Here is a 24,173-nt window from a genome sequence, read left to right as displayed (position 1 = left end):
CGAACCCCGGCCTATGTGCCGGGGTTTTTCGTTTAGAAGCAATCAGCCCGGATATTGCTCGTGCATCCGTGCCAGCAGCGCATCTTTTTCTTCCCACAGCCGGTTGATCCACTGCTGGAATTCCAGGCGATACGCACCGTCCTGGTCATAACTCTTGCCGATGAACTGCGGTGGGATCTGCACTTCTTCGAAGTGCGCGACCACTTCACGCACGTTGCCGCACAGCAGGTCCCAATAGCCTGGCTGGCCTGCTGGATAATGAATGGTCACATTGACGATGGACTCCAGTTGCTCGCCCATGGCGTCCAGCACGAACGCAATGCCACCGGCCTTGGGTTTCAACAGATACCGAAAGGGCGATTGCTGCTGGGCATGTTTGCCCCGGGTAAAGCGCGTGCCTTCGACAAAGTTGAAAATGCCCACCGGGTTGTTGCGAAACTTCGCACAGGTGCGGCGGGTGGTTTCCAGATCCTTGCCTTTCTTTTCCGGGTGCCTGGCCAGATACGCCTTGGAGTAGCGTTTCATGAAGGGAAAGCCCAACGCCCACCACGCCAGCCCGATCACCGGCACCCAGATCAGCTCTTGTTTGAGGAAGAACTTCAGCGGACGAACGCGACGGTTGAGCACGTACTGCAGCACCATGATGTCGACCCAGCTCTGATGGTTGCTGGTGACCAGATACGAGTGTTGATAATCCAGACCTTCCAGCCCGCTGAGGTGCCAGCGGGTATGGCCGAGCAGGTTCATCCAGGCATTGTTGTTGCTGATCCAGGCTTCGTGAATGTGGCTCATCAGCCAGTCAGTCACCTTCTGTGCGGCGGGGAAGGGCAGGCACAGTTTGAAGATCGCAACGATAAACAGCGGGGTGCAGCAGACAATCGTGTTCAGCGCCAACAGCAGCGAAGCGATGACGCCGCGCAAGGGGGCGGGCAAGAAATCCATGGGGGATCGAACTCCGAAGGTAAGACAGCCACCGGTAGGTGCCCGGTGGCATTATTGTGAGTGGACGATGTTTCAAGCCGACGTTTATTGCGGCAGGGTCGCCGCCTGTATCGCGGTCAGCGCAATGGTGTAGACGATGTCGTCGACCTGGGCGCCGCGCGGCAGGTCGTTCACTGGCTTGCGCAGACCTTGCAGCATCGGGCCGAGGCTCACGCAGTCCGCACTGCGTTGCACCGCCTTGTACGTCGTGTTGCCGGTATTGAGGTCCGGAAAAACGAACACGTTGGCGCGGCCGGCAACCGGGCTGTCCGGCGCCAGTTGCCGAGCCACGTTTTCGTTGGCAGCGGCATCGTATTGCAGCGGGCCGTCGATCAACAGGTTGCGTTGGGTTTCCTGCGCCAGCTGCGTGGCTTCACGCACCTTTTCCACTTCCTCACCGCTGGCCGAATTGCCGCTGGAGTAGCTGATCATCGCCACACGCGGCGACAGCCCGAATGCGACGGCGGAGTCAGCACTCTGCACGGCGATTTCGGCCAGTTCCTGAGCAGTCGGATGCGGGTTCATGATGCAGTCGCCGTACACCAGCACCTGCTCCGGGAACAGCATGAAGAACACCGACGACACCAGCGTGCATCCCGGCGCGGTCTTGATCAGTTGCAGTGCCGGACGGATGGTGTTGGCGGTGGAGTGAACGACGCCGGACACCAGACCGTCGACTTCATCGAGCGCCAGCATCATGGTGCCGATGACCACCGGGTCCTCCAGTTGCTGTTCAGCCATCGGCGCGTTGAGGGCCTTGTTTTTACGCAGCTCGACCATTGGCGCCACATAACGCTCGCGAATCAGCTCCGGGTCGAGAATCTCAAGACCCGGCGGCAACTCGATACCTTGAGCACGGGCTACCGCGTGTACGTCTTCCGGTTTGGCCAGCAATACGCAACGCGCGATACCCCGAGCCTGACAGATGGCAGCGGCTTGCACGGTCAGAGGCTCCGCGCCTTCCGGCAGCACAATGCGCTTGTTCGCGGCTTGCGCGCGTTGAATCAACTGATAGCGGAATACCGCCGGGGACAGGCGCATTTCGCGCGGGGTGCCGCAACGCTGGTGCAGCCAGTTGGCGTCCAGGTGGCTGGCGACGAAATCGGTGATGATTTCCGCGCGCTCGCGGTCGTCGATCGGGATTTCCTTGTTCAACTGATTCAGCTGATTGGCGGTGTCATAAGAACCGGTACTCACCGACAACACGGGCAGACCGGCCTGCAGAGCGCCCCGGCACAGGTCCATGATACGAGGGTCGGGCCGGGTGTCGCTGGTCAGCAACAGACCGGCCAGCGGCACACCGTTCAATGTCGCCAGGCTGACCGCCAGGATGATGTCGTCCCGGTCGCCAGGCGTCACCACCAGCACACCCGGTTTGAGCAGTTGGAGCGTATTGAGAACCGTGCGCGCGCAGATGATGATCTTGGACATGCGTCGCTGTTCGTAATCACCTGCGTTGATTACTTGAGCGCCGAGCAGATCCGCCACGTCGCGGGTGCGCGGGGCATTCAGGTCTGCCTGGAACGGAATACAGCCCAGAAGGCGGAAATCACCGCTGCGCAACAGCGGCGAATGCTCTTTCAGTCGTGCCGAGAAGACTTCCATGCTTTCGTCGGTGCGCACCTTGTTGAGGATCACGCCCAACACTTTCGGGTCTTTTGGACCGCCGAACATCTGCGCCTGCAACTCGACACGCCCGGACAGTTCGGTCAGCACCTCGTTTTCCGGCGCCGACACCAGAATCACGTCCGCATCCAGCGCCTTGGCCAGATGCAGGTTGACCCGCGCCGCATAACTGGCGCTGCGGGTCGGAACCATGCCTTCGACGATCAGCACGTCGCGGCCGACACAGGCCTCCTGGTACAGGTTGATGATCTCTTCCAGCAGCTCATCGAGCTGACCTTCGCCGAGCATGCGTTCGACATGGGCCAGGCCTAGCGGCTTGGGCGGTTTAAGGCCGTGGGTCCGGGCAACCAGTTCGGTCGAGCGTTCAGGACCCAGGTCGCCGGGATGGGGCTGAGCGATAGGCTTGAAGAAACCGACTTTGAGTCCGGCGCGCTCCAGGGTGCGCACCAGCCCTAGGCTGATGGACGTCAAACCCACACCGAAGTCTGTGGGCGCGATAAAGAAAGTCTGCATGCGGGCTTCTCGAAAATGAGCAGTGCAAAGGCCGTGACAGGCCGGATAAAACAGGACGCCGTTCAGTCGCAGCGTCTCAATGGGGCACAAGGTTATCGTTATCTGCCGCTTGCGCACACCAGCCACAGCGAAAGGATTGACCTATTTTTTCCTGACGCATGGTTGCATCCAGCACCCAGGCCCGTGACTGCCAGGGCGGCTGATGGCGCAAGTGCTGAGTGTGGCCGCAGGACAGCTCGACAATCCAGTGACCGTCTTCGTCCTGACGAAAGCCGGTAATCGTGGTGTCGTTTCCAGGCAAAGTGGGGTCGTGCAATCGGGGCCGTCCGTCTGAGTTGCGTTCGCTTTCGCGCGAGTGCTTGGTTAGACTTGTTCGCTCATATCTCTATTTGCAAAAGGTCTCGCCCCATGCCGATCGCCGCCAACAAGGCTGTCTCCATTGACTATACCCTGACCAACGACGCTGGTGAGGTCATCGACAGTTCTGCCGGCGGCGCGCCGCTGGTTTACCTGCAAGGCGCAGGTAACATCATCCCGGGTCTGGAAAAGGCACTGGAAGGCAAGGACATCGGCGACGAGCTGAAAGTCTCCATCGAGCCTGAAGACGCCTACGGCGAATACTCGGCCGAACTGGTCAGCACCCTGAATCGCAGCATGTTCGAAGGTGTCGACGAACTGGAAGTCGGCATGCAGTTCCACGCTTCCGCGCCCGATGGCCAGATGCAGATCGTCACCATTCGTGATCTGGACGGCGACGACGTCACTGTCGACGGTAACCACCCTCTGGCCGGTCAGCGCCTGAATTTCCAGGTCAAGATCGTTGCCATCCGTGATGCCAGCGAGGAAGAAATGGCCCACGGTCACGTGCATGGCGAAGGTGGCCATCACCACTGATTTGTCCTGCTAAGCTCAGTTAGCTGGCCAGGCGTCCTCGCAGGCTTTGCGAAAAATCATTGTATTTTCGCAGCCTGACAGGGCGCTTTTTTCGGCCCATGGTGTTTTCGGTATGGTGAGTAGGGGGAGTTCGTCATGAGTATATTTCACGACCTGAAATTAAAAGCTCTGGATGGCCAGGAACTGCCTCTCGCGCCGCTCAAGGGCAAAGTGGTTCTCGTGGTCAATGTGGCTTCGAAATGCGGCCTCACGCCTCAATACGCGGCGCTCGAAAACCTTTATCAGAAGTACAAAGACCGAGGCTTTAGCGTTCTGGGCTTGCCTTGCAATCAATTTGCCGGACAAGAGCCCGGTACTCAGGAAGAGATCCAGGCATTTTGCTCGCTGAATTATGGCGTGACCTTTCCGCTGGGCGACAAGCTTGACGTGAACGGCCCTCATCGCCACCGGTTGTATCAGATGCTGGCGGGCGAAGGCGCCGAGTTTCCGGGCGACATCACCTGGAACTTCGAAAAGTTTCTGGTGGGGCAGGACGGTCGCGTTCTGGCGCGTTTCTCGCCACGCACTGCGCCGGATGATTCTGCGGTGATTCAGGCGATTGAAAAGGCGCTTCACTGAAGCCGCCCTTCCTTGCAGCCTTCCGACGCTCTCACGTAAACCCTGAATTCCTGTGGGAGCGAATTCATTCGCGATCGGTGGCGCATTCAGCGAGACTTTGAGGGCTGGACGACGCCTCGCAAATGACCCCGGCTGATTCATCCGCGACTCATCTATCCACCCCTGCTTTTAAGCCTTAATCACTCCAATCAATAGTGCTTCGCATCGAGGTGCACTCAGCTCATTCTGTATGACCTTCATAATATTCCCCGATGCCGAGGACGCCAGCATGCCGGTCAAAGCCTTATTCAAACCCTTTCATATGGGCAGCCTTGAATTACCGACGCGTGTGGTGATGGCGCCGATGACCCGTTCGTTTTCGCCCGGCGGCGTGCCGAATGCCAAAGTCGTCGAGTACTACCGCCGTCGTGCCGCTGCCGGTGTCGGCCTGATCATTACCGAAGGCACAACGGTGGGCCATAAGGCGTCCAATGGGTATCCGAATGTCCCTCAGTTTTTCGGCGAAGCCGCGCTGGCCGGCTGGAAAAAGGTGGTGGATGCGGTCCATGCCGAAGGCGGCAAGATCGTTCCCCAGCTCTGGCATGTGGGTGCCGTGCGCCGTCTCGGTACTGAGCCGGACGGCACGGTTCCGGCGTACGGACCGACTGAAAAACTGAAGGACGGCAACGTTGTCGTGCATGGCATGAGCAAGCAGGACATCGAGGATGTCATCGCGGCATTTGCGCAAGCGGCAAAAGACGCAAAAGACATTGGCATGGACGGCGTGGAAATCCACGGGGCCCACGGCTATATCGTCGACCAGTTCTTCTGGGAGGGCACCAACCAGCGCACCGATGAATACGGTGGCGATCTGGCGCAGCGGTCGCGTTTCGCCATCGAGCTGATCAAAGCCGTGCGCGCAGCGGTAGGTCCCGATTACCCGATCATCTTCCGTTACTCGCAGTGGAAGCAGCAGGACTACACCGCTCGACTCGTCCAGACCCCCGAGGAACTGGGCGCTTTTCTCAAGCCGTTGTCTGACGCGGGTGTGGACATTTTCCATTGCTCGACACGCCGCTTCTGGGAACCGGAGTTCGAAGGTTCCGACCTCAATCTGGCAGGCTGGACGCGCAAGCTCACCGGTAAACCGACGATCACCGTCGGCAGCGTTGGCCTGGATGGCGAGTTCCTTCAGTTCATGGTCAATACCGACAAAGTCGCGCAACCGGCAAGCCTTGAAAACCTGCTCAAGCGTCTGGGCAATGACGAGTTCGATCTGGTGGCGGTCGGTCGCGCGCTGCTGGTCGATCCGGATTGGGCAGTGAAAGTGCGGGAGGGTCGTGAGGGAGATATTTTGCCGTTCAGTCGCGATGCGCTGGGTAAGCTGGAGTAATCCGACTTCTTCTTTTCGGGCGAAGCCCGGTCGCGGGTTTCTGAATAATCCCGTTGGCCGGGCTGAACGAATGCAGTCCCACCGGTGCGATGTTCGCTCGAAGCAGGATTACGCGCCTAACGCGATCACATCCTGCGTCTCGCTGGCGGCGAGCAAATAGTGCTCAAACGCTTCGATGATCCCAGCCCAACCCTGACGGCTGGCGTGTTGCCGGGCGTTCAAACGGACGCGCCTGAGGTGCTCCTCGTTCTCCAACATCCAGCGTGCAGCATCGATAAAACCTTCTTCATCCCCCGGCATGGCGACGGCGCCATTATGGCCGTGACGAATATGCTGGGCCGCCGCCGCTTCATCGTAGGCAACGACCCCCAGCCCCGACGCCAGGGCTTCCAGTACCACGTTGCCAAATGTCTCGGTCAAGCTGGGAAACAGAAACAGATCGCCCGATGCGTAATGAGTGGCCAGGGCCTCGCCGCGTTGTGTGCCGCAGAAGATGGCGTCAGGCAGTTGCTGCTGCAAGGTGGCACGCACCGGGCCATCGCCGACGATCACCAACCTGAGTTTGCGCTCGGGATAGGCGCTGACCAGACTGTCGAACGTCGCCTTGAGCACGCCCAGGTTTTTCTCCGGCGCCAGACGCCCTACATGCAGCACCGCAGTGTCCCCAGCTTCCAGGCCCCAGCTTTCACGCAGAAATGCGGACCGTCTGGACGGGTGAAACAACTGACAATCCACCCCGCGCGACAACAGCGCCAAGCGCTCGAAGCCGCGTCTTTCCAGCTCGGTTTTCTGGCTGACACTGGGCACCAGGGTGGCATTTGATCGGTTGTGGAACCAGCGCAGGTAAGAGGTCAGAAGACGGGTGATAAACCCCAGTCCGTATTGGCGCGTGTACTGCTGAAAGTTAGTGTGAAAGCCGCTCACGATCGCAATGCGAAGCCGTCTCGCCGCACGCAGCGCCGACAACCCCAACGGCCCTTCGGTGGCGATGTACAACACATCCGGGCGATTGCGCTGCCAGCGGCGCAACAGCTTGTGCATCGACGACTGCCCCCATTGCAACCCCGGATACCCCGGAATCGGCCAGCCGCGACACAGCATCAGATCATCCCCGTTCCCACGTAGTTCGTCGTCGTTCTGCCGCGGCCGAATCACCTCCACCCGATGCCCGCGCAGCCGCAATCCGTCGCACAACCTGCTCAGCGTATTGGCCACGCCGTTGATCTCGGGTGCGTAGGTTTCGGTAATCAGGGTGATGTGCAGGGGTTTACTCATGACGCCCAGTTTCAGAGCCCGGCGTTGCGCTTGTGTGGCGGTTGGGTGATGGATTTGTGACGGTTGAACAATGGCTGTGATTGCCTGTGGTACGGGGTGCGAGGTGGTTTCATCTCCCGGCGACAAATGGCACTAGCCGCCAGGCTCGGGCTTCTAAGTAGGCAGGGCCGAGCCTGGGAGCGAGGTCGTCGGTGAGGTTGCATTTCTAAGGTTCATTTCCATGGCGATAGCACTCCTGATGTCGGGCAGCGATGCTGCCCCTAATGAGGGAGGTCCATGGTTGAACAGGTGGTGCGTGCGACATAGGGAAGATTTGAGTGGGAAACGTCCTGATTTTTGCTGCATCAATTTATAGGGCGCTGCGGTCGTTAGGATGCACGGGCTTAACAACCCGAGGGAACTATATGTCTGATTTTACTGATCTGGCGAATGCTGAGGAGCCGACAGTGGGCATCGCAAGCAGTCCTGCTTTCTTTACTGTTTCTATTTTCAAGCTCGGCCTGATGTACATCGTCACATTCGGGCTTTATGGGCCATATTGGCTGTATCAAAACTGGAGGGTGTACAAACAGTATTCAGGAAGTCCTATCTGGCCACTGCCGCGCACGGTGTTCGCGACGATTTACTTGCCTTGCCTGTTCTACAAGATTGACGAAACCTTCAAAGCCCAGGGAAGAGGAGCGATGCCTTACTGGGCTGCGTATGCATTTCTCCTCATGCTTATAAGCATTTCACCTCTGGTCATTGGATTTTTTATTGGCCTGTACCAGGCGCTTACCAACGGATCGCCTCAGCTCGGACCGCTTCTGATTATCATATTGTCAACCGTGCCGCTCATGCTTCAGTCTCTGGTGCTATGCAGGGTGCAGTCGTTTATTAACACGTTGAACGAGAACGTAGACGGCAGTGACAATTCAAGTTTCTCAGTTTGGAACTGGCTCTGGATGGCGATCGGTGTGGTCTGTTGGTGGACCTGGATGTACGCTTCGTTGAATCCTGAATACGTGCGCCTTTGATAAACGGCCTCATCAAAGGCCGCTCAATTTAACTAGCGAACCCGCTCCGCCAGCGTCTCCGCTCCACGCTCCCGGACCCAGAACATCGTTGCCCCGGCCACAGCAGCCGGCATCATCAAAATGTTGACCACCGGGATCAGCAGCACCAGGTACACGATCCCGCCGAAGCTCATGCTTTGCCAGCGTTTGGCGCGCAGCCAGGCGAGCATGTCTTGCCAGCTCATTTTGTGGTTGTCCGCCGGGTAGTCAATGTACTGAATGGCCATCATCCACACGCCGAACAGCAGCCACAGCGGCGCGGCGATGATGTTGACCACGGGGATCCAGGACAGGATGAACAGCCCGATGGCGCGTGGCAGGAAATAGCCGAGCTTGCGCATTTCGCGACTGAGGGTGCGCGGGATCATTTCGATCAGTTCGCCCCAGCTGAACGCCGGGAAGTCATCGGTGCCGCGCAGGACGACTTCGACCTTTTCCGATAGAAAGCCGTTGAACGGTGCGGCAATGATGTTGGCGATCATGGTGAACGTAAAGAACACCATCAATACCACCAACACCACGAACAGGGGCCAGAGGATGTAATTGAGAAAGCTCAGCCAAGCGGGCAGGGTCGGCATGAACGAATCGACCCACATACTGAATTCGTGACCGGCGAAATAAATCAGCGCGCTGAACAGCACCAGATTGATGGTCAGGGGCAACAGGACGAATAGACGCAGGCCGGGGCTGAGGACCAGTTTCAGGCCTTCGCGCAGGTATTGCGGACCGGACAGGGCGGGTGCGGGCATGTGATCCTCCAATGGTTGAAAACGCGCCGACCTTACCGGCTTTGTGTGGGCGGCGGAAGCCGGATCAGCGCCGTGACATTCGCCGAAACAATCTGTCGACGTTAAAGTCTATCGGCAGGACGAGAGAAACGGTTTGTCGGAATAGGTGTGGTCTATGAGCTGGATTGTGAATCGGTATTTCCTTAATCTTCCCCGCCCCGATAAGCTTGCGGGCAACTTTTAGACCTATTCCCATTCACTTTGAACCTCGAAGGAGTCTCAATGAGCGTTCTGGTAAACAAACAAGCCCCTGACTTTACCGCAGCGGCAGTGCTGGGTGACGGTTCGATCGTCGATAACTTCCAGCTGTCCTCTCTGCGTGGCAAATACGTTGTGCTGTTCTTCTGGCCACTGGACTTCACGTTCGTGTGCCCGTCGGAAATCATCGCGCACGACAACCGCATTGCTAAATTCCGCGACCTGGGCGTTGAAGTGGTAGGCGTTTCCGTCGACTCGCACTTCACCCACGCTGCATGGCGCAACACCCCGGTTGAGAAGGGCGGCATCGGTCCGGTCCAGTTCACCATGGTCGCCGACATCAAGCACGAGATCACTCGCGCTTACGGTATTGAACACGAGGACGGCGTTGCGCTGCGCGGTTCGTTCCTGATCGACCAGGCGGGTGTGGTTCAGCATCAAGTGGTGAACAACCTGCCACTGGGCCGCGACGTGGATGACATGGTCCGTCTGGTTGAAGCACTGCAGTTCACCGAGCAGCACGGCGAAGTCTGCCCGGCTGGCTGGCGTCCAGGCCAGAAAGGCATGAAGGCTGACGCCTCGGGTGTTGCCGATTACCTGGCTGAGAACGCCAAGAGCTTGTAATACCGTCGCTGCGACTTCGGTCGCAGCTTCCAGATGTACAGGATTGGCGAGTCAACCTTCCCCTAGCGTGCTCGCGGGTCCTTTTTAATTCAGCCGGTGCGCCGGTCCAGATTCAGTAACTCCGACCACACGTCACGATGGCCGGTCGATAGGAGTGTGTCATGTCTGATGTACGTCATTCGCGAGTGATTATTCTCGGCTCCGGCCCTGCCGGTTATAGCGCCGCGGTCTATGCGGCACGCGCCAACCTCAAGCCTCTGCTGATCACCGGCTTGCAGGCCGGTGGTCAGTTGACCACCACCACCGAAGTCGACAACTGGCCGGGTGATCCCCACGGTCTGACCGGCCCGGTTTTGATGGAGCGTATGCGCGAGCACGCCGAGCGTTTTGAAACCGAAATCGTCTTCGACCACATCAACTCCGTGGATCTGGCGGGCAAGCCTTTTACCCTCAAGGGCGACAGCGGCACTTACACCTGCGACGCACTGATCATCGCCACTGGGGCCAGTGCTCGCTACCTGGGTCTGCCGTCCGAAGAGGCGTTCATGGGCAAAGGCGTCTCGGCCTGTGCGACGTGCGACGGTTTCTTCTACCGCAACAAGCCAGTGGCTGTGGTCGGTGGCGGTAACACGGCTGTTGAGGAGGCCCTGTACCTGGCCAACATCGCGAGCAAGGTGACGCTGATTCACCGTCGCGAGACGTTCCGTGCCGAGAAGATCCTGATCGACAAGCTCCACGCACGTGTTGCCGAAGGCAAGATCGAGCTCAAGTTGAACTCGACGCTGGACGAAGTGCTGGGCGACAACATGGGCGTGACCGGTGCGCGTCTGAAGAACAACGACGGCAGCATGTCGGAGCTTAAAGTCGACGGCGTGTTCATCGCCATCGGCCACACGCCGAACACGTCGCTGTTCGACGGTCAGCTGGCGCTGAAAGACGGCTACATGGTGGTGCAGGGCGGTCGCGAAGGTAATGCGACGGCTACCAGCGTTGAAGGTGTGTTTGCAGCGGGCGACGTGGCTGACCACGTTTATCGTCAGGCTATCACCTCGGCCGGTGCCGGCTGCATGGCGGCACTGGACGTCGAGCGTTATCTGGACGGTCTGGCGAACGCGTCGTTCTGATCGAGCGCTTCAAAACAAAAAACCGGCTCATTGGGCCGGTTTTTTGTGTCTGATGATTGCACTCATTGTAGGAGCGTGGCTTGTCCCGCGATCGGCTGCGCAGCAGTCGTAAAGTCAGCCCCATCGTTGCATCTGGCACACCGCGCACACCGAATTCACGACGACTGCGTCGCCGATCGCGGGACAAGCCACGCTCCTACGAGGGCGAGGGGGTGTCAGTCCTTGCGCGTCAGCGGCTGTGCGCTGAACTTGACCCCAGCCAGGCCGTGGGCAATCAGCGCGCGGATGTTCCCGTGATCGCTGCCGTCCGGCGTGGCGACGACTGAGCGGTAGTGCTCGCCGAAGGCCAGCAGGGCTTCTTCATCGCTCAAGCCTTCCAGTAACGCCAGACCCAGTGTCTTGCACGAGCCTTCGTTCTGACCGGCAGCGTTCTCAACCGGGCCGTTGCTGAATGCTTGCGGCTGGTAGTCATAATGCGCAGCGATGAACGCCAGGGTGTCGGCAAAGACGTGCTCGCCACTGTTCAGGCTGCCGCGCAGGGCGTTCAGGTCAGTCATGCTTCTTTTCCTTGGCAAACGCGGCCTGCTGGTCGGCGCTGGCCTCTTTCTGATAAAGGGATTTCCACTCGCTGTAAGGCATGCCGTAAACCACTTCGCGTGCGTCATCAAGGGTCATGTCGATCTGCTTCTCGTCGGCGGCGGCCTTGTACCATTTGGACAGGCAGTTGCGGCAGAAGCCGGACAGGTTCATCAGGTCGATGTTCTGCACATCCTTACGGCTGTCCAGGTGCGCGACCAGACGACGAAAGGCGGCGGCTTCGAGTTCGAGGCGTTGTTGCTCGGTCATGATGGGCTCTGTACGAATGAAAGATGGGGCGGATGATAAGAGCGCAGGGCGGGGTGGGCAATGGCTGTCCGACGTCCACGGACACTGCAGGAGCGCGCTTGCCCCCGAATGTTCTTTCAGACACCGATGTGGCGCCTGATGTAGCGCAATCGCGGGCAAGCGCGCTCCTACAAAGTCACTGGCGCCTGTCTGGGCCGTAACTACCAGCCAGCGTGCTTCTACGGCCGCGACGGTCTAGCGTTCTGCCGCCAAAGTAATGGACACCGATTCGGCAAAGCGCAGCGCGTGCGGTTTGTCGACTTCTACTTCAGCGTACTGCACGGCGTCGTGGCTCATCACAAGATCCAGAACTTCCTGAGTCAGGCGTTCGAGCAGGGCGAAGCGGTTGCTTTCGACGTGCTGGATGATCGTTTTGGTGATGGTGCGGTAGTTGAGCGCGTGATCGATGTCGTTGTCGCGGACCGCTTCCTGCGCCGCATACAGAATCGTCAGGTTGATCAGCACGTCCTGCTTGTTGAGGATTTCGTCTTCGTTGATGCCGATGTAGGTACGCAGGCACAGGTCCTTGACCCGGATGCGTGCGGTGCCTGGTTCGAGTCTTGCCATGGGACTACTTGCTCCGTCCGATCAATTGCAGGAATTCCATCCGTGTGGTGGTCGATTCGCGGAACGCACCGAGCATCACCGATGTGTTCATCGTCGAGTTCTGCTTTTCCACACCGCGCATCATCATGCACATGTGTTGCGCTTCTATCACCACTGCAACGCCCGCAGCGCTGGTCACTCCCTGAATGGCATCGGCGATTTGACGGGTCAGGTTTTCCTGAATTTGCAAGCGACGCGCGAACATGTCCACGATGCGTGCGATCTTCGACAGTCCCAGGACCTTGCCCGTCGGGATGTACGCCACGTGCGCCTTGCCGATGAAGGGAAGCAGGTGGTGCTCGCAGAGAGAATACAGCTCGATGTCCTTGACGATGACCATCTCGTCGTTGTCGGAGGCAAAAAGCGCGCCGTTGACGATTTCTTCCAACGTCTGGTCATAGCCGTGACACAGGTATTGCATGGCTTTCGCTGCGCGTTTGGGGGTGTCCAGCAAACCTTCACGGTCCGGGTCTTCGCCCAGGCCGACAAGGATTTCACGGTAGTGCTGTGGCAGTGAAAGGGTCATCAAAGGGTCCTCGGGGCGGCTTACTTGACGTGCCGTCCACCGTTTACGGTCAGTGTGGTGCCGGTGACGTAGGGGTTGTCCATCAGGTAGCGCAGGCTCTGATAGATCACATCAGGACCGGGTTCGATGCCCAATGCCGATTTGGCCAGGGTGGTCGCACGGTACGCCGCATTGTCGTCTGGCTTGAACATCAGCATGGCAGGGGCGATGCCATTGACCTTGATGTCTGGCGCGAATCGAGCGGCGAACGACAGGGTCAGGTTGTCCATGCCCGCTTTGCTGGCGCAGTAAGCAATGTGCTTGCTGCTGCCTTTGCGGGTGACGTCATCACCGATATGGACAATGTCTGCCATGGTCGAGCGCTGCAGCAGTTCGGCGCAGTGCAGGTTGATCAGGTAGGGCGCGAGCATGTGCACATTGAACATGCGCATGAACACGTCGCCTTCGTCGCCCCGGGTTTCAGCCAGCCATTCGGAAGCGTTGTGAACGATCGCGCGCAGGCTGTCAGTGGTGTCCTTGAGCTGCGCGATGAAGGCCATCACGCTTTCTTGCGAAGAAAAATCAGCCTGAATCGCGATGGCGCCTTGTTCCCTGAGCGCCTGGACGCCGGGGCGGTCGGTCCGGTAGCTGACGATCACCGGATAACCATCGCCCAGCAACCGTTCTGCACAATGCAGACCGATGCGCTGGCTGGCGCCAGTGATCAGGACGGGGGCAAGAGAGGAGGCCATGGCTGCTCACGCGTTTATCAGGGAGAAAAAGCCGGAAGGTCGTGGGCGTACCGATGCTTGAGGCGCTGGCGGTAATTGGTTTCATTGCGCCATCAGGGATCGACCGTCAGGCGCAAAGTTAACCCAATGGTCAGTGCTGTACAACTGCGGGTTTGAGGCGGGTAACGTCCGAGTGGAAGCCAACTTGTTGCGAATGCGGTGGGTCGGTCACGGGTGATGGTGCTGACCCACTGCTTTCGCCAGCAAGCTCACTCCCACAGTATGAGGGTCGTGTCCAGATATTCGGCACGACGCGGATCCTGTAGGAGCCGTCCGAGGTTACGAGGGCAGCGAATGCGGTGTATCAGTCGCCGTTGATGGTGCTGATCCACTGCTTTCGCCAGCAAGCCGGCTCCCACAGGTCTCCGGTCTGGACACAGATTCGTGGCTCAACCCGGGACTCTGTAGGAGCCGTCCGAGGTTACGAGGGCCGCGAATGCGGTGGGTCGGTCACCATCGATGTTGCATTCCCACCGCTTTCGTCAGTAAGCCGGCTCCCCCCGTTTTGAGGCTGAGTGCCGGGACGAGCTGGGGTCAGCGTGTAGACGCCGACTCGGCGGGCGCAACGGGTATCTGAGTGCTGCGGTTCAGCCAGCCGGACAACACATGCGTGGAAAGCGGGATGAACCAGAACACCATTAATGGCGTGAGGATCAAGGTGCTGATCATGATGCGCGGCAGCAACTCGAACTGCGCAAGCAGCGGGCCCAGCACATAGTTGAAGATCAGCGACACGGGAAAGAACGCAAGCCAGATGGCCACGGCCTGTTTCCAGCGAGGAGGGCGCTGGCCGACGGTGCCGAACCAGCCGTCCATGCCACGCACGCGATGTACGGAATTTTTCGCGAACAGGCCGCTGCCACGCACCAACCAGGAGCGTCTGGACGCGGAATGCTCCCAGGCGTGCATGGTGGCTTCATCGGCGAAGCGAAAAATGATCTGGAATTCGTCGTCTCCCGGAGGCGGTGCGAGCACACCTGAACCCAGGTAGCCGGGAAAATCGGTGGCGAGTTGTTCGCCTTCATGCAGCCAGGCAATCAGTTCCTGATAGCGGCCGTGGGCGACGCGACGGGCAACCATCAGCGTGACGGGTGAGGTAGACATTGTGTATCTCCGATAAACGAGTGAGATTCCCGGGTAGGGAAATCACATGGCGTAACGCCGGGGTGATGGCGTTGCGTCAGCTTCGTAGAAAAAAGCAAGCAAGGATTATTCCTGAATCCCTGTATAAAGCCAGCAGTGTTTAGCCACGCGGCTCCCTCAAACGCCCAGCGGCAGTTGTACAATCAGCACTTCATTCGATTTGGTGACAGGCGTTCCCGATGACTCACGTGCTCCCCGATCCCTCGGTCGTCGAAGGCCATCCGCAGGCGTTGCTGCCTATCCGAGAAGTCTCACGGCTGACCGGCGTCAATCCGGTCACGCTGCGGGCGTGGGAGCGTCGTTACGGCCTGATCGTGCCAACGCGCACGGAAAGCGGTCACCGGCTCTACTCGCTGGCTGATGTCGAGACAGTGCGCACCATCATGGGCTGGATCGAGCGTGGCGTGGCCGTGGGTAAGGTCGGAAAAATTCTGGCTGGCACCCGCGATCTCGACGGCAGCATGCGCGGGCTGCACAGTGTCATCGACAGCGCCGAACAGCAGGCGTGGCAGCTGCAGTTGCGTCAGGCCGTCAACGATTTTGACGAGTGCCGCCTCGATCAGCTCTATGGACAGATTTTTTCGACCTATCCGCTGCCGGTGGTATTCGAAGACGTGGTCATGCCCGTCTGGCGTGAGTTCACCGTGCGACACGACGCGTTCGGCCAGACCAGTGAGTGGTTGTTCCTCGACAGCTTCCTGCGCGCGCGAACCCTCCAGCGTGTACAGCTGACGCGAAGCACGGCGCAACAACGCGTACTGCTGGCCGCCATGCCCGAGGGGTGTCGGGAGCTCGAACTGTGGGTGGCTGGCGTATTGATGGCTACGCCGCAGATAGCGGTCAGTGTGCTGGCGCCGGGGCAGCCGCTGGAAGAACTGAGTCTGGTCTGCGGGAAAATGAAACCCGACGCCCTGATCCTGTTTTCAACTCAAGTGCCGGCGATCGATGTGCCCAAGCGGTTGGTACGGCTCGGGCTTGGACTTGAGTGTCCCGTGCTGGTCGCGGGAGACATCTCCGATGCGATTCAGGAGAGCCTGGCAGGAACGGCGATTGGTTGTCTGGGCAGCGACGGGCTGTTGATGCAGCGTCGATTGCAGCGGTTTCTGGCGGGGCGGATGGATACCTAGGTTGACGCCGTATCAATGCACTACAGATGCATCGAGGGATGAATCTTGCGGTGTTCCTGAAGGATGTATTGGCGCAGGCGCTCGGTGTCTTCCTTGCTGTTCTGACTCAGGCGATAAGCGGCAAGGCCCTGCTCGGTCAGTCGTTCGAACGTTCCACGCAATGCGATGGGCGCAAGGCCTGCGGGTGTAAACCAGGCTGAGAAGTATTTGGGCGGTTTGGTTTGCTTACGGATTTCCAGCAGGATGCCCTTGAACGATATCTCGTGAACCCACAGTGCAGTCAGTGAACCTTTCTCCGTTTCGAGGGCGACGGGTTCGGGCAGGGACAGACGCCACGGGCGAATACGCGGGCCTTCTTCGAAAATGCTCGGGGCGCCCAGTTCCAGATGCAGAGCATGAAATTCATCCTCGACCAAGTGCAGCGGGAACGTCATCTGCTGATTGTCGAACTGAGCTTGAAGCGTAACTTGCTCATGCGCAGCCAGTCGCGTCAGCAGATCCTGGATCTGTACGCCTCCGTTAACCACCAGGCTGCGGGATTTGTCGCGCAGGTTCAGCTTGGGGTTGTGCTGCATGTTCTGGATGAAGTCCAGTTCATCCTGCGTCAGGATAGTGTCGCGCCGCATGGTCAAGCTCGATTAACCGGTTATTGAAAAAGCAGACAATTAATTCGGGGGTTGGTTGCTGCCGTTCGTCAGTTACGGATGTTACCGCTTTAACGCAGCCAGTTCTGAGCGAGCTTGCGCCAGTTCGGCCTGCAATTCGACTACTTTTTGTTGAGTCAGTACTTGCTCCGTCACGTCCTTCTGGATGCCGATGAAATACATGAGCTTTTCGGCGTCATTGAAGACCGGCGTGATCGACAGCTCATTCCAGAAAGACGTCCCGTCCTTGCGATAGTTGCGTAGAACCTGACGGCAGGGCTGGCCTTTGTTCAGCGCTTCGCGGATCGCCCGGCGCGCCAGTTGATCCCGGTCCTCGCCCTGCAGGATGCGACAGTCCTGGTAAAGGATGTCTTCCGCGCTGAATCCGGTCAGCTTCTCAAAGGCCTTGTTGGCATAAATGATGATGTTGTCGTCACCCTCATGCTCGGCAATCACGATGCCGTCGTTCGACGCATCGACCACCAACTGCATCAATTTCGCGCTGATCATGAGTTGCTCTCCTTAGCTCGAAAAGCCGGCATTCTAAGACATTGCGCCCTTCTGGGGCATAATGCTGCACGATTTTACTCAGTCACAGGATCAGAGAATGAAAGTCGCCATTGTTTCGGGCTCGGTATATGGCTCGGCCGAAGAAGTTGCCCGCCATGCCCAGCAGATCATCAAGGATGCCGGCCACGAGGTCCTCTTCGATCCGCGCGTGAGTCTGGCTGACCTGCAAGCCTTCGCCCCCGAGGCTTTTCTGGCTGTAACCTCTACGACCGGCATGGGTGAGTTGCCGGACAACCTTCTGCCGCTTTACGCCCAGATCCGTGACGTCTTGCCCGCCGCATGGCGCGGCTTGCCAGGCGGCGTGATTGCCCTGGGGGACGCCAGTTATGGCGACACGTTCTGTGGTGGTGGCGAGCAGATGCGTGAGCTGTTCATGGAGCTGGGTCTGCGCGAAGTGCAGGACATGTTGCGGCTGGACGCCAGCGAAACCGTAAACCCTGAGAGCGACGCCGAACCCTGGCTGGCTGACTTCGTCAGCAAGCTCGGCGCCTGACGCCTCTGGTGGCGTGGCCTACGTTCTCACCAGCGTCAGCCAGGCTTGGGCAGCCCTGGACAGGTAAGCGCCTTCACGCCAGATGAACGCGATGTCCCAGCGAAGACGGGTCGGCGCCTTCAAGGTGAGGTGTACGACGCCGGGTCTGACCAGCGCCCTGGCGACCACCTGAGGCAGCAGCACAACGCCTTGACCTGCCGCAACCAGTGCGGCAAGAAAGTCGGCCTGACCACTGCGTCCACCTTCTTTCGGGGTAAATCCCACCTGCTGGCAGGCCTGCAACAACCGGTCATTGAGCACAAAGCTGCGCTGATACAGCAGAAACGGCGTGTCAGCCAGCTGACTCAATTCGACTTCCTTTAGATGCGCCAGCGGATGATCGGCCGGGAGCAGCGCATCCAGCGGTTCGTCGCAGAACGGCTGGGATGCGAACGCCGGATCATCCGGTGTCAGGCTCGCGCCCAATTCCAGCTCGCCCGTCATCACGGCCTGTTCGATGGCGCGGCTGCCCCCTTCCAGCAGATGAATGGTGACGTTTGGATAACGCCGGCGGTATTCGGCAAACGCCTTGGCGAACAAGGTATCGCTGCCCAGCATGGGTAATCCCAGACGCAATTCGCCCCGCGCCAGGTTGCTCAGGTCGTCGAGCTCACGCAGCAAGCCGTTTCGCAGCATCAGCATCTCCTCTGCCCGTTGAAGCACGACCTTGCCTGCGGCCGTGAGGGTGACCTGTGAACCGTGCCGGTCAAGCAGCGTGACGCCCAGGTCTTGCTCCAGTTGAGCCACCTGTTTACTCACTGCCGACTGACTGATGAACAACGTCCGTGCCGCTTGAGTGAAGCCGCCCTCGCGCACCACTTCGACGAAACTGCGCAGCTGTTTGAATTCCATTGGGTTGAGCGCCCGTCCTGAGGATCATCGTCGAGAGTATGCGTCGTATAATTCTCATATGGAATAGCTATAAGTCGGACAATTCGTTTTTGGGATGACTGATGAATCGATAAACTGCGGTCCTCAGAGGACTTCAACATCATGAAACGTTTAGCTCGTCTCGCCCGAATCACCGGTGAACTCGTTGCCTTGTTAGCTATTTATCAGGTCGGCTGCGAGATTGCGTCATGGCTGCACTGGCCCATCCCCGGCGGTGTAATCGGCCTTGCCCTTCTGCTGCTGACGTTCGCCAGCGGCCTGGTGAAACCGTCCACGTTGCAAACCGGCGCGGGCTTGCTGCTCGCCGAGATGCTGCTGTTCTTCATTCCGCCGCTCATGAGCCTGCTGGATTACGGGACGCTCGTGCGTACCGAGGGCTGGCGGATCATGCTGGTGATCGGTTTCAGCACGCTGATGGTAATGGTGGTCACGGCGCTCACCGTCGAACTGGTCTGTCGTGTCCGCGATCGGTCAGAGGAGAAGCGCGCATGAGGTTCGAGCCGATGCCGATTTTCTGGCTGTTGGCCACTGTTGGCGCCTACGTTTCCAGTCGCTGGCTGTACCGCCGCACAGGCCGGTATCTGCTATCGCCTTTGATTTTGGTGCCGACCGTGCTGCTGGCGATTGCCTTGCCGATGCACACGGGCTATGCCGAGTATTCCACTAATACCCACTGGCTGATGTTGGTTCTGGGGCCGGTCACCGTGGCGTTTGCCATCCCCATCTGGCAGCAGCGCGCGTTGCTGGCGCGTCATTGGCCTGCGCTGCTGATCGGCATGCTGGCAGGTAGCGCGGCCTCAATCGCCAGTTCCTTCGGTCTGTCCAGGTTGTTTGCGCTGGACACCTCGGTGGCGATGTCGCTGGTGCCGCGCTCCATCACCACCCCGTTTGCCATGCCCTTGGCCCATGACCTGGGTGGTGTGCCCGAACTGACCGCTGTGTTCGTGATGTGTACCGGCGTGTTCGGTGCAGCTCTGGGCGGAGTGTTGCTCAAATGGCTGCCATTGCGCACCGCGCTCGCCCGCGGCGCTCTGTTTGGCGTAGGGGCGCACGGCGCGGGCGTCAGTCGGGCGCGTGAGGTGGGCAGTGAGGAAGGGTCGGTGGCCGGACTGGTCATGGTGCTGACCGGATTGTTGAATCTGTGTGCGGCGCCGCTTTTGGTCTGGGTGCTCTGAGCGTCCCGCGCCAGAGCCACCCTGGCGCGGCTGACTCGCCGGGTCATTAAGGTGGCTGCGAAGGCAAGTACCGCGATTGCAACGGCTGTCTAGACTGCTGATCCATTGGAGCAGGATAACCGCCGAGGATCGCCAATCGTGAACGTCGCACAGGCCGTCGCCGATACCGTCAGTCAGCTCGATAACACCGTGAAGGACCAGGTCAGTGCTATTGAATGGCAGGCACGGGTTGACCTTGCCGCCTGTTATCGGCTGGTGGCCCTGCACGGTTGGGATGACCTGATTTTCACGCACATTTCGGCCAGGATTCCCGACACTGAAGACTTCCTGATCAACCCGTACGGTTTGATGTTCCATGAGATCACCGCGTCGAGCCTGGTCAAGGTCGATCCGTCGGGCAAGAAGCTCATGGACAGCCCGTACGAAATCAACCCCGCCGGCTACACCATCCACAGTGCGGTTCATGAGGTTCGCCACGACGTCGCGTGCGTCATGCACACCCATACGGCTGCGGGAGTCGCGGTTTCGGCGCAAAAGCAGGGTGTTTTGCCGATCAGTCAACAGTCACTGTTTGTGCTGGCGAGCCTCGCTTATCACGCTTATGAGGGCGTGGCGCTGAATCATGAAGAGAAAGCGCGTCTTCAGGCGGACCTTGGGAACAGCAACTTCCTCATGCTCAATAACCACGGCTTGCTGACCTGTGGTTCCAGCATCGCCGACACCTTCCTGATGATGTTTATCTTCCAGCGTGCCTGCGAAATTCAGGTGCTTGCCCCAAGCGGCGGCGCTGAATTGATCCCCATCGACGGACAGATTCTGGCGGGCGCCAGAGCGATGATCGCGGGTGTGACGCGCAGTGCCGAAGGCATGGGCGGAGCGCTGGCCTGGCCAGCCCTGTTGCGCAAACTCGACCAGTTTTCACCGGGATACGCGCAGTGAGGAGGCTCGCGGAAATCCCCCTCCGGGTGTGGCGCACTCGCGGGCACGATTTCATGTTTCGCGGGCACACGATACGTTACTGGGTCGCCGGTCAAGGTGATCCATTGCTGCTGATCCACGGGTTTCCGACGGCCAGTTGGGATTGGCATTATCTGTGGCAGCCATTATCGCGACAGTATCGGGTGATTGCCTGCGACATGCTGGGGTTTGGCGACTCGGCCAAGCCTCGTGACCATCACTACAGCCTTGTAGAACAGGCCGACTTGCAGCAAGCGCTGCTTGAACATCTGGATGTTCAATCGCCGGTTCATGTGCTGGCACACGACTACGGCGACAGCGTGGCGCAAGAACTGCTCGCCCGGCACAACGAAGGGCGGTTTGAAATGGGCAGTTGTGTGTTTCTCAATGGTGGTCTGTTCCCGGAAACGCACCGAGCGCTGCTGGTCCAGAAATTATTGCTCAGCCCGGTAGGCTGGCTCATCGGCCGGACCTTCGACCGTGGCAGCCTGGATCGGGATTTCAGTCGTGTTTTTGGGGCGAGCACCCGTCCCAGCGAGAGCGAGCTTGATGACTTCTGGAGTCTGATCTGCGCCAACCGTGGCCATCACATCCTGAATCGACTGGTTAGTTACATTCCCGAGCGCGTCGTTCATCGCGACCGTTGGGTCCGGGCGATGCAACAGGGGCGGGTGCCGCTCAGGTTCATTAACGGCGCATTCGATCCCGTGTCCGGCGAGCACATGGTCGAGCGGTATCGCCAATTGGTGCCCAACCCGGACACCGTCCTTATCCCGGACATCGGCCGTTACCCGCACACCGAAACGCCGGCGCTGGTGCTGCGCCTTTACGAAGCGTTTCGGGCCGCTGTCGCGGACTTTCAGCCTGCCGAATCGGCCCCCTTTCTTCTTCATGACGCCAAGCTCCCCGATCATCCCTTTGTGTTATCGAGCACCATTCAGAGCGCCTCGTATTGATTGTGACCCGCGTATGACTGGTTGACACTCGATGACTGTTTCGCGCGCTTTTGATCTTTCTGCCAAACCAGAACGGGCCTGATGCCCAGGCGCAAGAACGCACACCATCCTCGGGGGAGAGCGGCATGAGTGAATCCGTACGTTTTGAAGACAAAGTGGTGATCGTCACGGGGGCGGGCGGAGGTCTGGGACGCGCCCATGCATTGTTGTTCGCCCGTCACGGCGCACGCGTCGTCGTCAATGACCTGGGCGGCTCGGCGCATGGAGAGGGCGCCAACGCGTCGGCAGCTGATCGTGTGGTGGCGGAAATCCGTGAAAGTGGCGGTCAGGCCGTTGCTAACCATGACTCAGTCACCGATGGCGACAAGATTGTGCAGAACGCGCTGGATGCGTTTGGGCGAATCGATGTCGTGGTCAACAACGCCGGCATCCTGCGCGACAAGAGTTTTGCCAAGATGGAAGATGCCGATTGGGACCTGGTTTACCGCGTTCATGTCGAGGGCGCCTATAAGGTGACCCGCGCCGCGTGGCCGCACCTTCGGGAACAAAACTATGGACGCGTGATTTTCACGTCTTCAACCTCCGGCATCTATGGCAACTTCGGTCAGTCCAATTACGGCATGGCCAAGTTGGGGCTTTACGGCCTGACCCGTACGCTGGCCCTTGAGGGCCGCAAGAACAACATCCTGGTCAACGCCATCGCACCCACCGGTGGTACACGTATGACCGAAGGCCTGATTCCGGCCAGCGTCTTCGAATTGCTCAAACCTGAGCTGGTCAGCCCGTTGGTGGTGTATCTGGGCAGCGAACAATGTCAGGACAGCGCCGGCCTCTACGAAGTCGGCGGCGGCTGGGTCGGTAAAGTGCGCTGGGAGCGCAGCCTCGGCGCCGGTTTCGACCCGCGAGCCGGCTTCACCCCGGAGGACGTTGCCGCGCAATGGAGCGTGATCGGCGATTTTACAGATGCAGCGCATCCGGCGGACAACGTAGAAGCGTTGAAAGAGATGATGGCGAACCTGCAGCGGTTTGGCGGCTGATAAGTCTTCGAGTTGTTGATAGTGGCCAGTTCGAGCGATCGGATTGGCTTTTTTGTAGGAGGATTATTCGGGCAGTTGTAGGACTGCTCTCTAAAAAAGGCAATGATCCCGTCTTCATCCTTCATCGCTCAACTTGCCAGCAATAGACCCGACAGCCCTGAACATCACGATTCATTTCAGGAGGTAACATGATCGGGAATTTGAGCAAGGTGGATCAGCGGCTGAAAGCGTATGTATGCGTTCCAGACAAGCGGTTTGAAGTGAAGTCGGGGCTGAGTCCACAGGAAGAGGCGGTGAAGCAGCGGGTTCGTCAGTACTGGGCGGACGAGTCCATTCCCGATGTGAAAAAGCTACAAGGGTTGAATATTGATTTAAGGGGGTTTGACCCCAGGCACACGACCGTGAAGGAACTGAGAAGTCTGGGCGTCATGTTGGCGGATTTAGGCCTGATCGACAATGATCTAATTGGTGCAGTGTCGAGTATTAACGTTGAGTTCGACAGTCAAGGTAATGAGATCGAGACGAACGAAACGGTCGATGCCTATGCATTTATACAAAAAAATCTGGATTTTCTGAAGAAGCACATCTCCTCGGGTAATGACTATGCGAAAAGTGCGCTGGTCGATTTAAATACTGCAACGTCGGTTTTGATGGCACTTGAACGCTTTGGGAACGCGCCAAAAATTCCTTCTCTAGTGAATATTCGTGTCTAGATCGGTTAGTCACTATCACTTGAGTCTGTCGCAAGGTACAGACTCAAGCGTTTCATGCTTGGGGCTTACATTGGAACGCTATAGCTTCCTCGGTAGCTCACTGATTGGCCGTTTCCCAGATTATCCAGCACGAGACGAAACGTTCCCGCGCCATAGCGTCCCGATGGATCATAAGTGGGCGACGTGACCGAAACCCAGCTGCCGTTTGTCAGTTTTTGCACTTTTACTGGCAATTGCCCTGACGCACCGCTGACCTGAAAGTGATGCGCGGTCGTCCCGCACCTGACTGTATAGGGTCCATAGATAACCTTCTCTTGTCGGGCTCCCACTGTCCCGACTGTAATTGTCCCTGAAAGTTTAGTGCAGAAGTTAAGGTTCACGGCCGGCTCTGCCATGACCGTACCCGCCAGTTGGCCCAGTCCGAGTGCCAAAATTATCGCTGCTATTTTATTCTTGTTCATGGTGAAACTCCGTTAGTCATTGGTGTTATTCATCGTTGCGCGGGCATCGGATCCCGTTTTGCTTCGATGACTAACGTTTAAACATATAACCAATGATGCATGTGTAGGGCTG

The 24,173-nt window shown here is 58.7% G+C and carries 29 protein-coding genes; 14 read left to right on the top strand and 15 right to left on the bottom strand.

Annotation, left to right across the window (positions count from 1 at the left end; genetic code table 11):
- Window positions 1–42: 42 nt before the first annotated feature.
- From BMY73_RS08790 to BMY73_RS08780, 3 genes are all read right to left on the bottom strand, one after another.
- Window positions 43–942: an acyltransferase gene (locus BMY73_RS08790; protein WP_092406481.1), complete on the bottom strand. Its 900-nt coding sequence runs from the start codon at window positions 940–942 to the stop codon at window positions 43–45.
- Between the two features lie 84 nt (window positions 943–1,026).
- Window positions 1,027–3,120, bottom strand: a complete 2,094-nt coding sequence (pta, locus tag BMY73_RS08785; protein WP_062386838.1) for a phosphate acetyltransferase — start codon at window positions 3,118–3,120, stop codon at window positions 1,027–1,029.
- Window positions 3,121–3,196: 76 nt separating this feature from the next.
- Window positions 3,197–3,436: a DUF3565 domain-containing protein gene (locus BMY73_RS08780; RefSeq protein ID WP_092406479.1), complete on the bottom strand. Its 240-nt coding sequence runs from the start codon at window positions 3,434–3,436 to the stop codon at window positions 3,197–3,199.
- Between the two features lie 92 nt (window positions 3,437–3,528).
- Between BMY73_RS08780 and BMY73_RS08775 the strand changes: the two genes are divergently transcribed.
- From BMY73_RS08775 to BMY73_RS08765, 3 genes are all read left to right on the top strand, one after another.
- Window positions 3,529–4,014, top strand: coding sequence for an FKBP-type peptidyl-prolyl cis-trans isomerase (locus BMY73_RS08775; RefSeq protein WP_062386835.1), 486 nt, complete (start codon window positions 3,529–3,531; stop codon window positions 4,012–4,014).
- Window positions 4,015–4,149: 135 nt separating this feature from the next.
- The gene (locus tag BMY73_RS08770; protein WP_092406477.1) at window positions 4,150–4,632 is read left to right on the top strand and encodes a glutathione peroxidase; all 483 of its coding nucleotides are present in this window, start codon (window positions 4,150–4,152) and stop codon (window positions 4,630–4,632) included.
- Window positions 4,633–4,900: 268 nt separating this feature from the next.
- Window positions 4,901–6,004, top strand: coding sequence for an NADH:flavin oxidoreductase (locus tag BMY73_RS08765; RefSeq protein ID WP_092406475.1), 1,104 nt, complete (start codon window positions 4,901–4,903; stop codon window positions 6,002–6,004).
- A 108-nt stretch (window positions 6,005–6,112) separates the two neighbouring features.
- Here the strand turns inward: BMY73_RS08765 and BMY73_RS08760 are convergent, their stop codons facing one another.
- Window positions 6,113–7,279 carry a glycosyltransferase family 4 protein gene (locus BMY73_RS08760; protein WP_092406473.1) on the bottom strand — a complete coding sequence of 389 codons (1,167 nt, stop codon included), beginning with the start codon at window positions 7,277–7,279 and terminating at the stop codon, window positions 6,113–6,115.
- A 404-nt stretch (window positions 7,280–7,683) separates the two neighbouring features.
- Here BMY73_RS08760 and BMY73_RS08755 point away from each other — a divergent pair, with 404 nt between their 5' ends.
- Entirely contained in the window at window positions 7,684–8,295 is a 612-nt protein-coding gene (locus BMY73_RS08755) for a hypothetical protein (RefSeq protein ID WP_092406471.1), read from the top strand.
- A 32-nt stretch (window positions 8,296–8,327) separates the two neighbouring features.
- On the opposite strand, the gene cysZ is transcribed toward BMY73_RS08755, so the two are convergent.
- Entirely contained in the window at window positions 8,328–9,083 is a 756-nt protein-coding gene (gene cysZ, locus BMY73_RS08750) for a sulfate transporter CysZ (protein WP_062386826.1), read from the bottom strand.
- 261 nt (window positions 9,084–9,344) lie between these two features.
- On the opposite strand from cysZ, the gene BMY73_RS08745 reads away from it, so the two are divergent.
- Both BMY73_RS08745 and trxB read left to right on the top strand, forming a co-directional pair.
- Window positions 9,345–9,944 (top strand): peroxiredoxin, encoded by a 600-nt coding sequence (locus tag BMY73_RS08745; protein ID WP_092406469.1) that lies wholly within the window; start codon window positions 9,345–9,347, stop codon window positions 9,942–9,944.
- Window positions 9,945–10,105: 161 nt separating this feature from the next.
- Window positions 10,106–11,068, top strand: coding sequence for a thioredoxin-disulfide reductase (gene trxB, locus BMY73_RS08740; protein WP_062386822.1), 963 nt, complete (start codon window positions 10,106–10,108; stop codon window positions 11,066–11,068).
- A 215-nt stretch (window positions 11,069–11,283) separates the two neighbouring features.
- Here the strand turns inward: trxB and BMY73_RS08735 are convergent, their stop codons facing one another.
- From BMY73_RS08735 to BMY73_RS08710, 6 genes are all read right to left on the bottom strand, one after another.
- Window positions 11,284–11,625, bottom strand: a complete 342-nt coding sequence (locus BMY73_RS08735; protein ID WP_092406467.1) for a HopJ type III effector protein — start codon at window positions 11,623–11,625, stop codon at window positions 11,284–11,286.
- Window positions 11,618–11,914 (bottom strand): DUF1244 domain-containing protein, encoded by a 297-nt coding sequence (locus BMY73_RS08730; RefSeq protein WP_092406465.1) that lies wholly within the window; start codon window positions 11,912–11,914, stop codon window positions 11,618–11,620. The genes BMY73_RS08735 and BMY73_RS08730 overlap by 8 nt, the downstream gene beginning before the upstream one ends.
- Before the next feature lie 234 nt (window positions 11,915–12,148).
- On the bottom strand, window positions 12,149–12,520 hold the full coding sequence (gene folX / locus BMY73_RS08725) for a dihydroneopterin triphosphate 2'-epimerase (RefSeq protein WP_092406463.1): 372 nt from the start codon (window positions 12,518–12,520) through the stop codon (window positions 12,149–12,151).
- Between the two features lie 4 nt (window positions 12,521–12,524).
- Window positions 12,525–13,085 carry a GTP cyclohydrolase I FolE gene (gene folE, locus BMY73_RS08720; protein ID WP_062386810.1) on the bottom strand — a complete coding sequence of 187 codons (561 nt, stop codon included), beginning with the start codon at window positions 13,083–13,085 and terminating at the stop codon, window positions 12,525–12,527.
- A 20-nt stretch (window positions 13,086–13,105) separates the two neighbouring features.
- Window positions 13,106–13,816 (bottom strand): dihydromonapterin reductase, encoded by a 711-nt coding sequence (gene folM / locus BMY73_RS08715; RefSeq protein WP_062386807.1) that lies wholly within the window; start codon window positions 13,814–13,816, stop codon window positions 13,106–13,108.
- Between the two features lie 573 nt (window positions 13,817–14,389).
- Window positions 14,390–14,959 (bottom strand): antibiotic biosynthesis monooxygenase, encoded by a 570-nt coding sequence (locus tag BMY73_RS08710; protein ID WP_092406461.1) that lies wholly within the window; start codon window positions 14,957–14,959, stop codon window positions 14,390–14,392.
- Window positions 14,960–15,177: 218 nt separating this feature from the next.
- On the opposite strand from BMY73_RS08710, the gene BMY73_RS08705 reads away from it, so the two are divergent.
- Window positions 15,178–16,125: a MerR family transcriptional regulator gene (locus tag BMY73_RS08705; protein WP_092406459.1), complete on the top strand. Its 948-nt coding sequence runs from the start codon at window positions 15,178–15,180 to the stop codon at window positions 16,123–16,125.
- 20 nt (window positions 16,126–16,145) lie between these two features.
- Here BMY73_RS08705 and BMY73_RS08700 read toward each other — a convergent pair whose 3' ends face one another.
- Entirely contained in the window at window positions 16,146–16,751 is a 606-nt protein-coding gene (locus BMY73_RS08700) for a hypothetical protein (protein ID WP_092406457.1), read from the bottom strand.
- An 81-nt stretch (window positions 16,752–16,832) separates the two neighbouring features.
- On the bottom strand, window positions 16,833–17,279 hold the full coding sequence (locus tag BMY73_RS08695; protein WP_062386795.1) for a PAS domain-containing protein: 447 nt from the start codon (window positions 17,277–17,279) through the stop codon (window positions 16,833–16,835).
- Between the two features lie 97 nt (window positions 17,280–17,376).
- On the opposite strand from BMY73_RS08695, the gene BMY73_RS08690 reads away from it, so the two are divergent.
- Window positions 17,377–17,832: a flavodoxin gene (locus tag BMY73_RS08690; protein WP_062386792.1), complete on the top strand. Its 456-nt coding sequence runs from the start codon at window positions 17,377–17,379 to the stop codon at window positions 17,830–17,832.
- A gap of 18 nt (window positions 17,833–17,850) precedes the next feature.
- Here the strand turns inward: BMY73_RS08690 and BMY73_RS08685 are convergent, their stop codons facing one another.
- Complete coding sequence (locus tag BMY73_RS08685) at window positions 17,851–18,723, bottom strand: LysR family transcriptional regulator (protein ID WP_092406455.1); 873 nt, start codon at window positions 18,721–18,723, stop codon at window positions 17,851–17,853.
- Between the two features lie 141 nt (window positions 18,724–18,864).
- Here BMY73_RS08685 and BMY73_RS08680 point away from each other — a divergent pair, with 141 nt between their 5' ends.
- The 6 genes from BMY73_RS08680 (at window position 18,865) to BMY73_RS08655 (ending at window position 23,600) form a co-directional block, all read left to right on the top strand.
- Window positions 18,865–19,254 carry a CidA/LrgA family protein gene (locus tag BMY73_RS08680; protein ID WP_092406453.1) on the top strand — a complete coding sequence of 130 codons (390 nt, stop codon included), beginning with the start codon at window positions 18,865–18,867 and terminating at the stop codon, window positions 19,252–19,254.
- Window positions 19,251–19,937 carry an LrgB family protein gene (locus BMY73_RS08675; RefSeq protein ID WP_062386783.1) on the top strand — a complete coding sequence of 229 codons (687 nt, stop codon included), beginning with the start codon at window positions 19,251–19,253 and terminating at the stop codon, window positions 19,935–19,937. Before BMY73_RS08680 ends, BMY73_RS08675 begins: the two co-directional genes overlap by 4 nt.
- Before the next feature lie 189 nt (window positions 19,938–20,126).
- Entirely contained in the window at window positions 20,127–20,876 is a 750-nt protein-coding gene (locus BMY73_RS08670) for a class II aldolase/adducin family protein (protein ID WP_175500157.1), read from the top strand.
- Between the two features lie 53 nt (window positions 20,877–20,929).
- Window positions 20,930–21,850, top strand: a complete 921-nt coding sequence (locus BMY73_RS08665; RefSeq protein WP_092406449.1) for an alpha/beta fold hydrolase — start codon at window positions 20,930–20,932, stop codon at window positions 21,848–21,850.
- Between the two features lie 125 nt (window positions 21,851–21,975).
- Window positions 21,976–22,887, top strand: coding sequence for an SDR family oxidoreductase (locus BMY73_RS08660; RefSeq protein WP_062386776.1), 912 nt, complete (start codon window positions 21,976–21,978; stop codon window positions 22,885–22,887).
- Window positions 22,888–23,075: 188 nt separating this feature from the next.
- Window positions 23,076–23,600: a hypothetical protein gene (locus BMY73_RS08655; protein ID WP_092406447.1), complete on the top strand. Its 525-nt coding sequence runs from the start codon at window positions 23,076–23,078 to the stop codon at window positions 23,598–23,600.
- A 65-nt stretch (window positions 23,601–23,665) separates the two neighbouring features.
- Here BMY73_RS08655 and BMY73_RS27905 read toward each other — a convergent pair whose 3' ends face one another.
- On the bottom strand, window positions 23,666–24,061 hold the full coding sequence (locus BMY73_RS27905) for a hypothetical protein (RefSeq protein WP_139214162.1): 396 nt from the start codon (window positions 24,059–24,061) through the stop codon (window positions 23,666–23,668).
- Window positions 24,062–24,173: the final 112 nt, after the last annotated feature.

Origin of the sequence: Pseudomonas sp. NFACC02, from assembly GCF_900110765.1 — a bacterium.
GTDB lineage: Bacteria > Pseudomonadota > Gammaproteobacteria > Pseudomonadales > Pseudomonadaceae > Aquipseudomonas.
Note: the sequence above shows the minus strand (reverse complement) of the source record. Positions and strands in the feature narration are given on the sequence as shown.

What these genes read in the sequence shown, in the direction of transcription:
- BMY73_RS08790 (WP_092406481.1), bottom strand. Translation starts at nt 942, where the DNA reads ATGGATTTCTTGCCCGCCCCCTTGCGCGGCGTCATCGCTTCGCTGCTG.
- pta (WP_062386838.1), bottom strand. Translation starts at nt 3,120, where the DNA reads ATGCAGACTTTCTTTATCGCGCCCACAGACTTCGGTGTGGGTTTGACG.
- BMY73_RS08775 (WP_062386835.1), top strand. Translation starts at nt 3,529, where the DNA reads ATGCCGATCGCCGCCAACAAGGCTGTCTCCATTGACTATACCCTGACC.
- BMY73_RS08770 (WP_092406477.1), top strand. Translation starts at nt 4,150, where the DNA reads ATGAGTATATTTCACGACCTGAAATTAAAAGCTCTGGATGGCCAGGAA.
- BMY73_RS08765 (WP_092406475.1), top strand. Translation starts at nt 4,901, where the DNA reads ATGCCGGTCAAAGCCTTATTCAAACCCTTTCATATGGGCAGCCTTGAA.
- BMY73_RS08760 (WP_092406473.1), bottom strand. Translation starts at nt 7,279, where the DNA reads ATGAGTAAACCCCTGCACATCACCCTGATTACCGAAACCTACGCACCC.
- BMY73_RS08755 (WP_092406471.1), top strand. Translation starts at nt 7,684, where the DNA reads ATGTCTGATTTTACTGATCTGGCGAATGCTGAGGAGCCGACAGTGGGC.
- cysZ (WP_062386826.1), bottom strand. Translation starts at nt 9,083, where the DNA reads ATGCCCGCACCCGCCCTGTCCGGTCCGCAATACCTGCGCGAAGGCCTG.
- BMY73_RS08745 (WP_092406469.1), top strand. Translation starts at nt 9,345, where the DNA reads ATGAGCGTTCTGGTAAACAAACAAGCCCCTGACTTTACCGCAGCGGCA.
- trxB (WP_062386822.1), top strand. Translation starts at nt 10,106, where the DNA reads ATGTCTGATGTACGTCATTCGCGAGTGATTATTCTCGGCTCCGGCCCT.
- BMY73_RS08735 (WP_092406467.1), bottom strand. Translation starts at nt 11,625, where the DNA reads ATGACTGACCTGAACGCCCTGCGCGGCAGCCTGAACAGTGGCGAGCAC.
- BMY73_RS08730 (WP_092406465.1), bottom strand. Translation starts at nt 11,914, where the DNA reads ATGACCGAGCAACAACGCCTCGAACTCGAAGCCGCCGCCTTTCGTCGT.
- folX (WP_092406463.1), bottom strand. Translation starts at nt 12,520, where the DNA reads ATGGCAAGACTCGAACCAGGCACCGCACGCATCCGGGTCAAGGACCTG.
- folE (WP_062386810.1), bottom strand. Translation starts at nt 13,085, where the DNA reads ATGACCCTTTCACTGCCACAGCACTACCGTGAAATCCTTGTCGGCCTG.
- folM (WP_062386807.1), bottom strand. Translation starts at nt 13,816, where the DNA reads ATGGCCTCCTCTCTTGCCCCCGTCCTGATCACTGGCGCCAGCCAGCGC.
- BMY73_RS08710 (WP_092406461.1), bottom strand. Translation starts at nt 14,959, where the DNA reads ATGTCTACCTCACCCGTCACGCTGATGGTTGCCCGTCGCGTCGCCCAC.
- BMY73_RS08705 (WP_092406459.1), top strand. Translation starts at nt 15,178, where the DNA reads ATGACTCACGTGCTCCCCGATCCCTCGGTCGTCGAAGGCCATCCGCAG.
- BMY73_RS08700 (WP_092406457.1), bottom strand. Translation starts at nt 16,751, where the DNA reads ATGCGGCGCGACACTATCCTGACGCAGGATGAACTGGACTTCATCCAG.
- BMY73_RS08695 (WP_062386795.1), bottom strand. Translation starts at nt 17,279, where the DNA reads ATGATCAGCGCGAAATTGATGCAGTTGGTGGTCGATGCGTCGAACGAC.
- BMY73_RS08690 (WP_062386792.1), top strand. Translation starts at nt 17,377, where the DNA reads ATGAAAGTCGCCATTGTTTCGGGCTCGGTATATGGCTCGGCCGAAGAA.
- BMY73_RS08685 (WP_092406455.1), bottom strand. Translation starts at nt 18,723, where the DNA reads ATGGAATTCAAACAGCTGCGCAGTTTCGTCGAAGTGGTGCGCGAGGGC.
- BMY73_RS08680 (WP_092406453.1), top strand. Translation starts at nt 18,865, where the DNA reads ATGAAACGTTTAGCTCGTCTCGCCCGAATCACCGGTGAACTCGTTGCC.
- BMY73_RS08675 (WP_062386783.1), top strand. Translation starts at nt 19,251, where the DNA reads ATGAGGTTCGAGCCGATGCCGATTTTCTGGCTGTTGGCCACTGTTGGC.
- BMY73_RS08665 (WP_092406449.1), top strand. Translation starts at nt 20,930, where the DNA reads ATGTTTCGCGGGCACACGATACGTTACTGGGTCGCCGGTCAAGGTGAT.
- BMY73_RS08660 (WP_062386776.1), top strand. Translation starts at nt 21,976, where the DNA reads ATGAGTGAATCCGTACGTTTTGAAGACAAAGTGGTGATCGTCACGGGG.
- BMY73_RS08655 (WP_092406447.1), top strand. Translation starts at nt 23,076, where the DNA reads ATGATCGGGAATTTGAGCAAGGTGGATCAGCGGCTGAAAGCGTATGTA.
- BMY73_RS27905 (WP_139214162.1), bottom strand. Translation starts at nt 24,061, where the DNA reads ATGAACAAGAATAAAATAGCAGCGATAATTTTGGCACTCGGACTGGGC.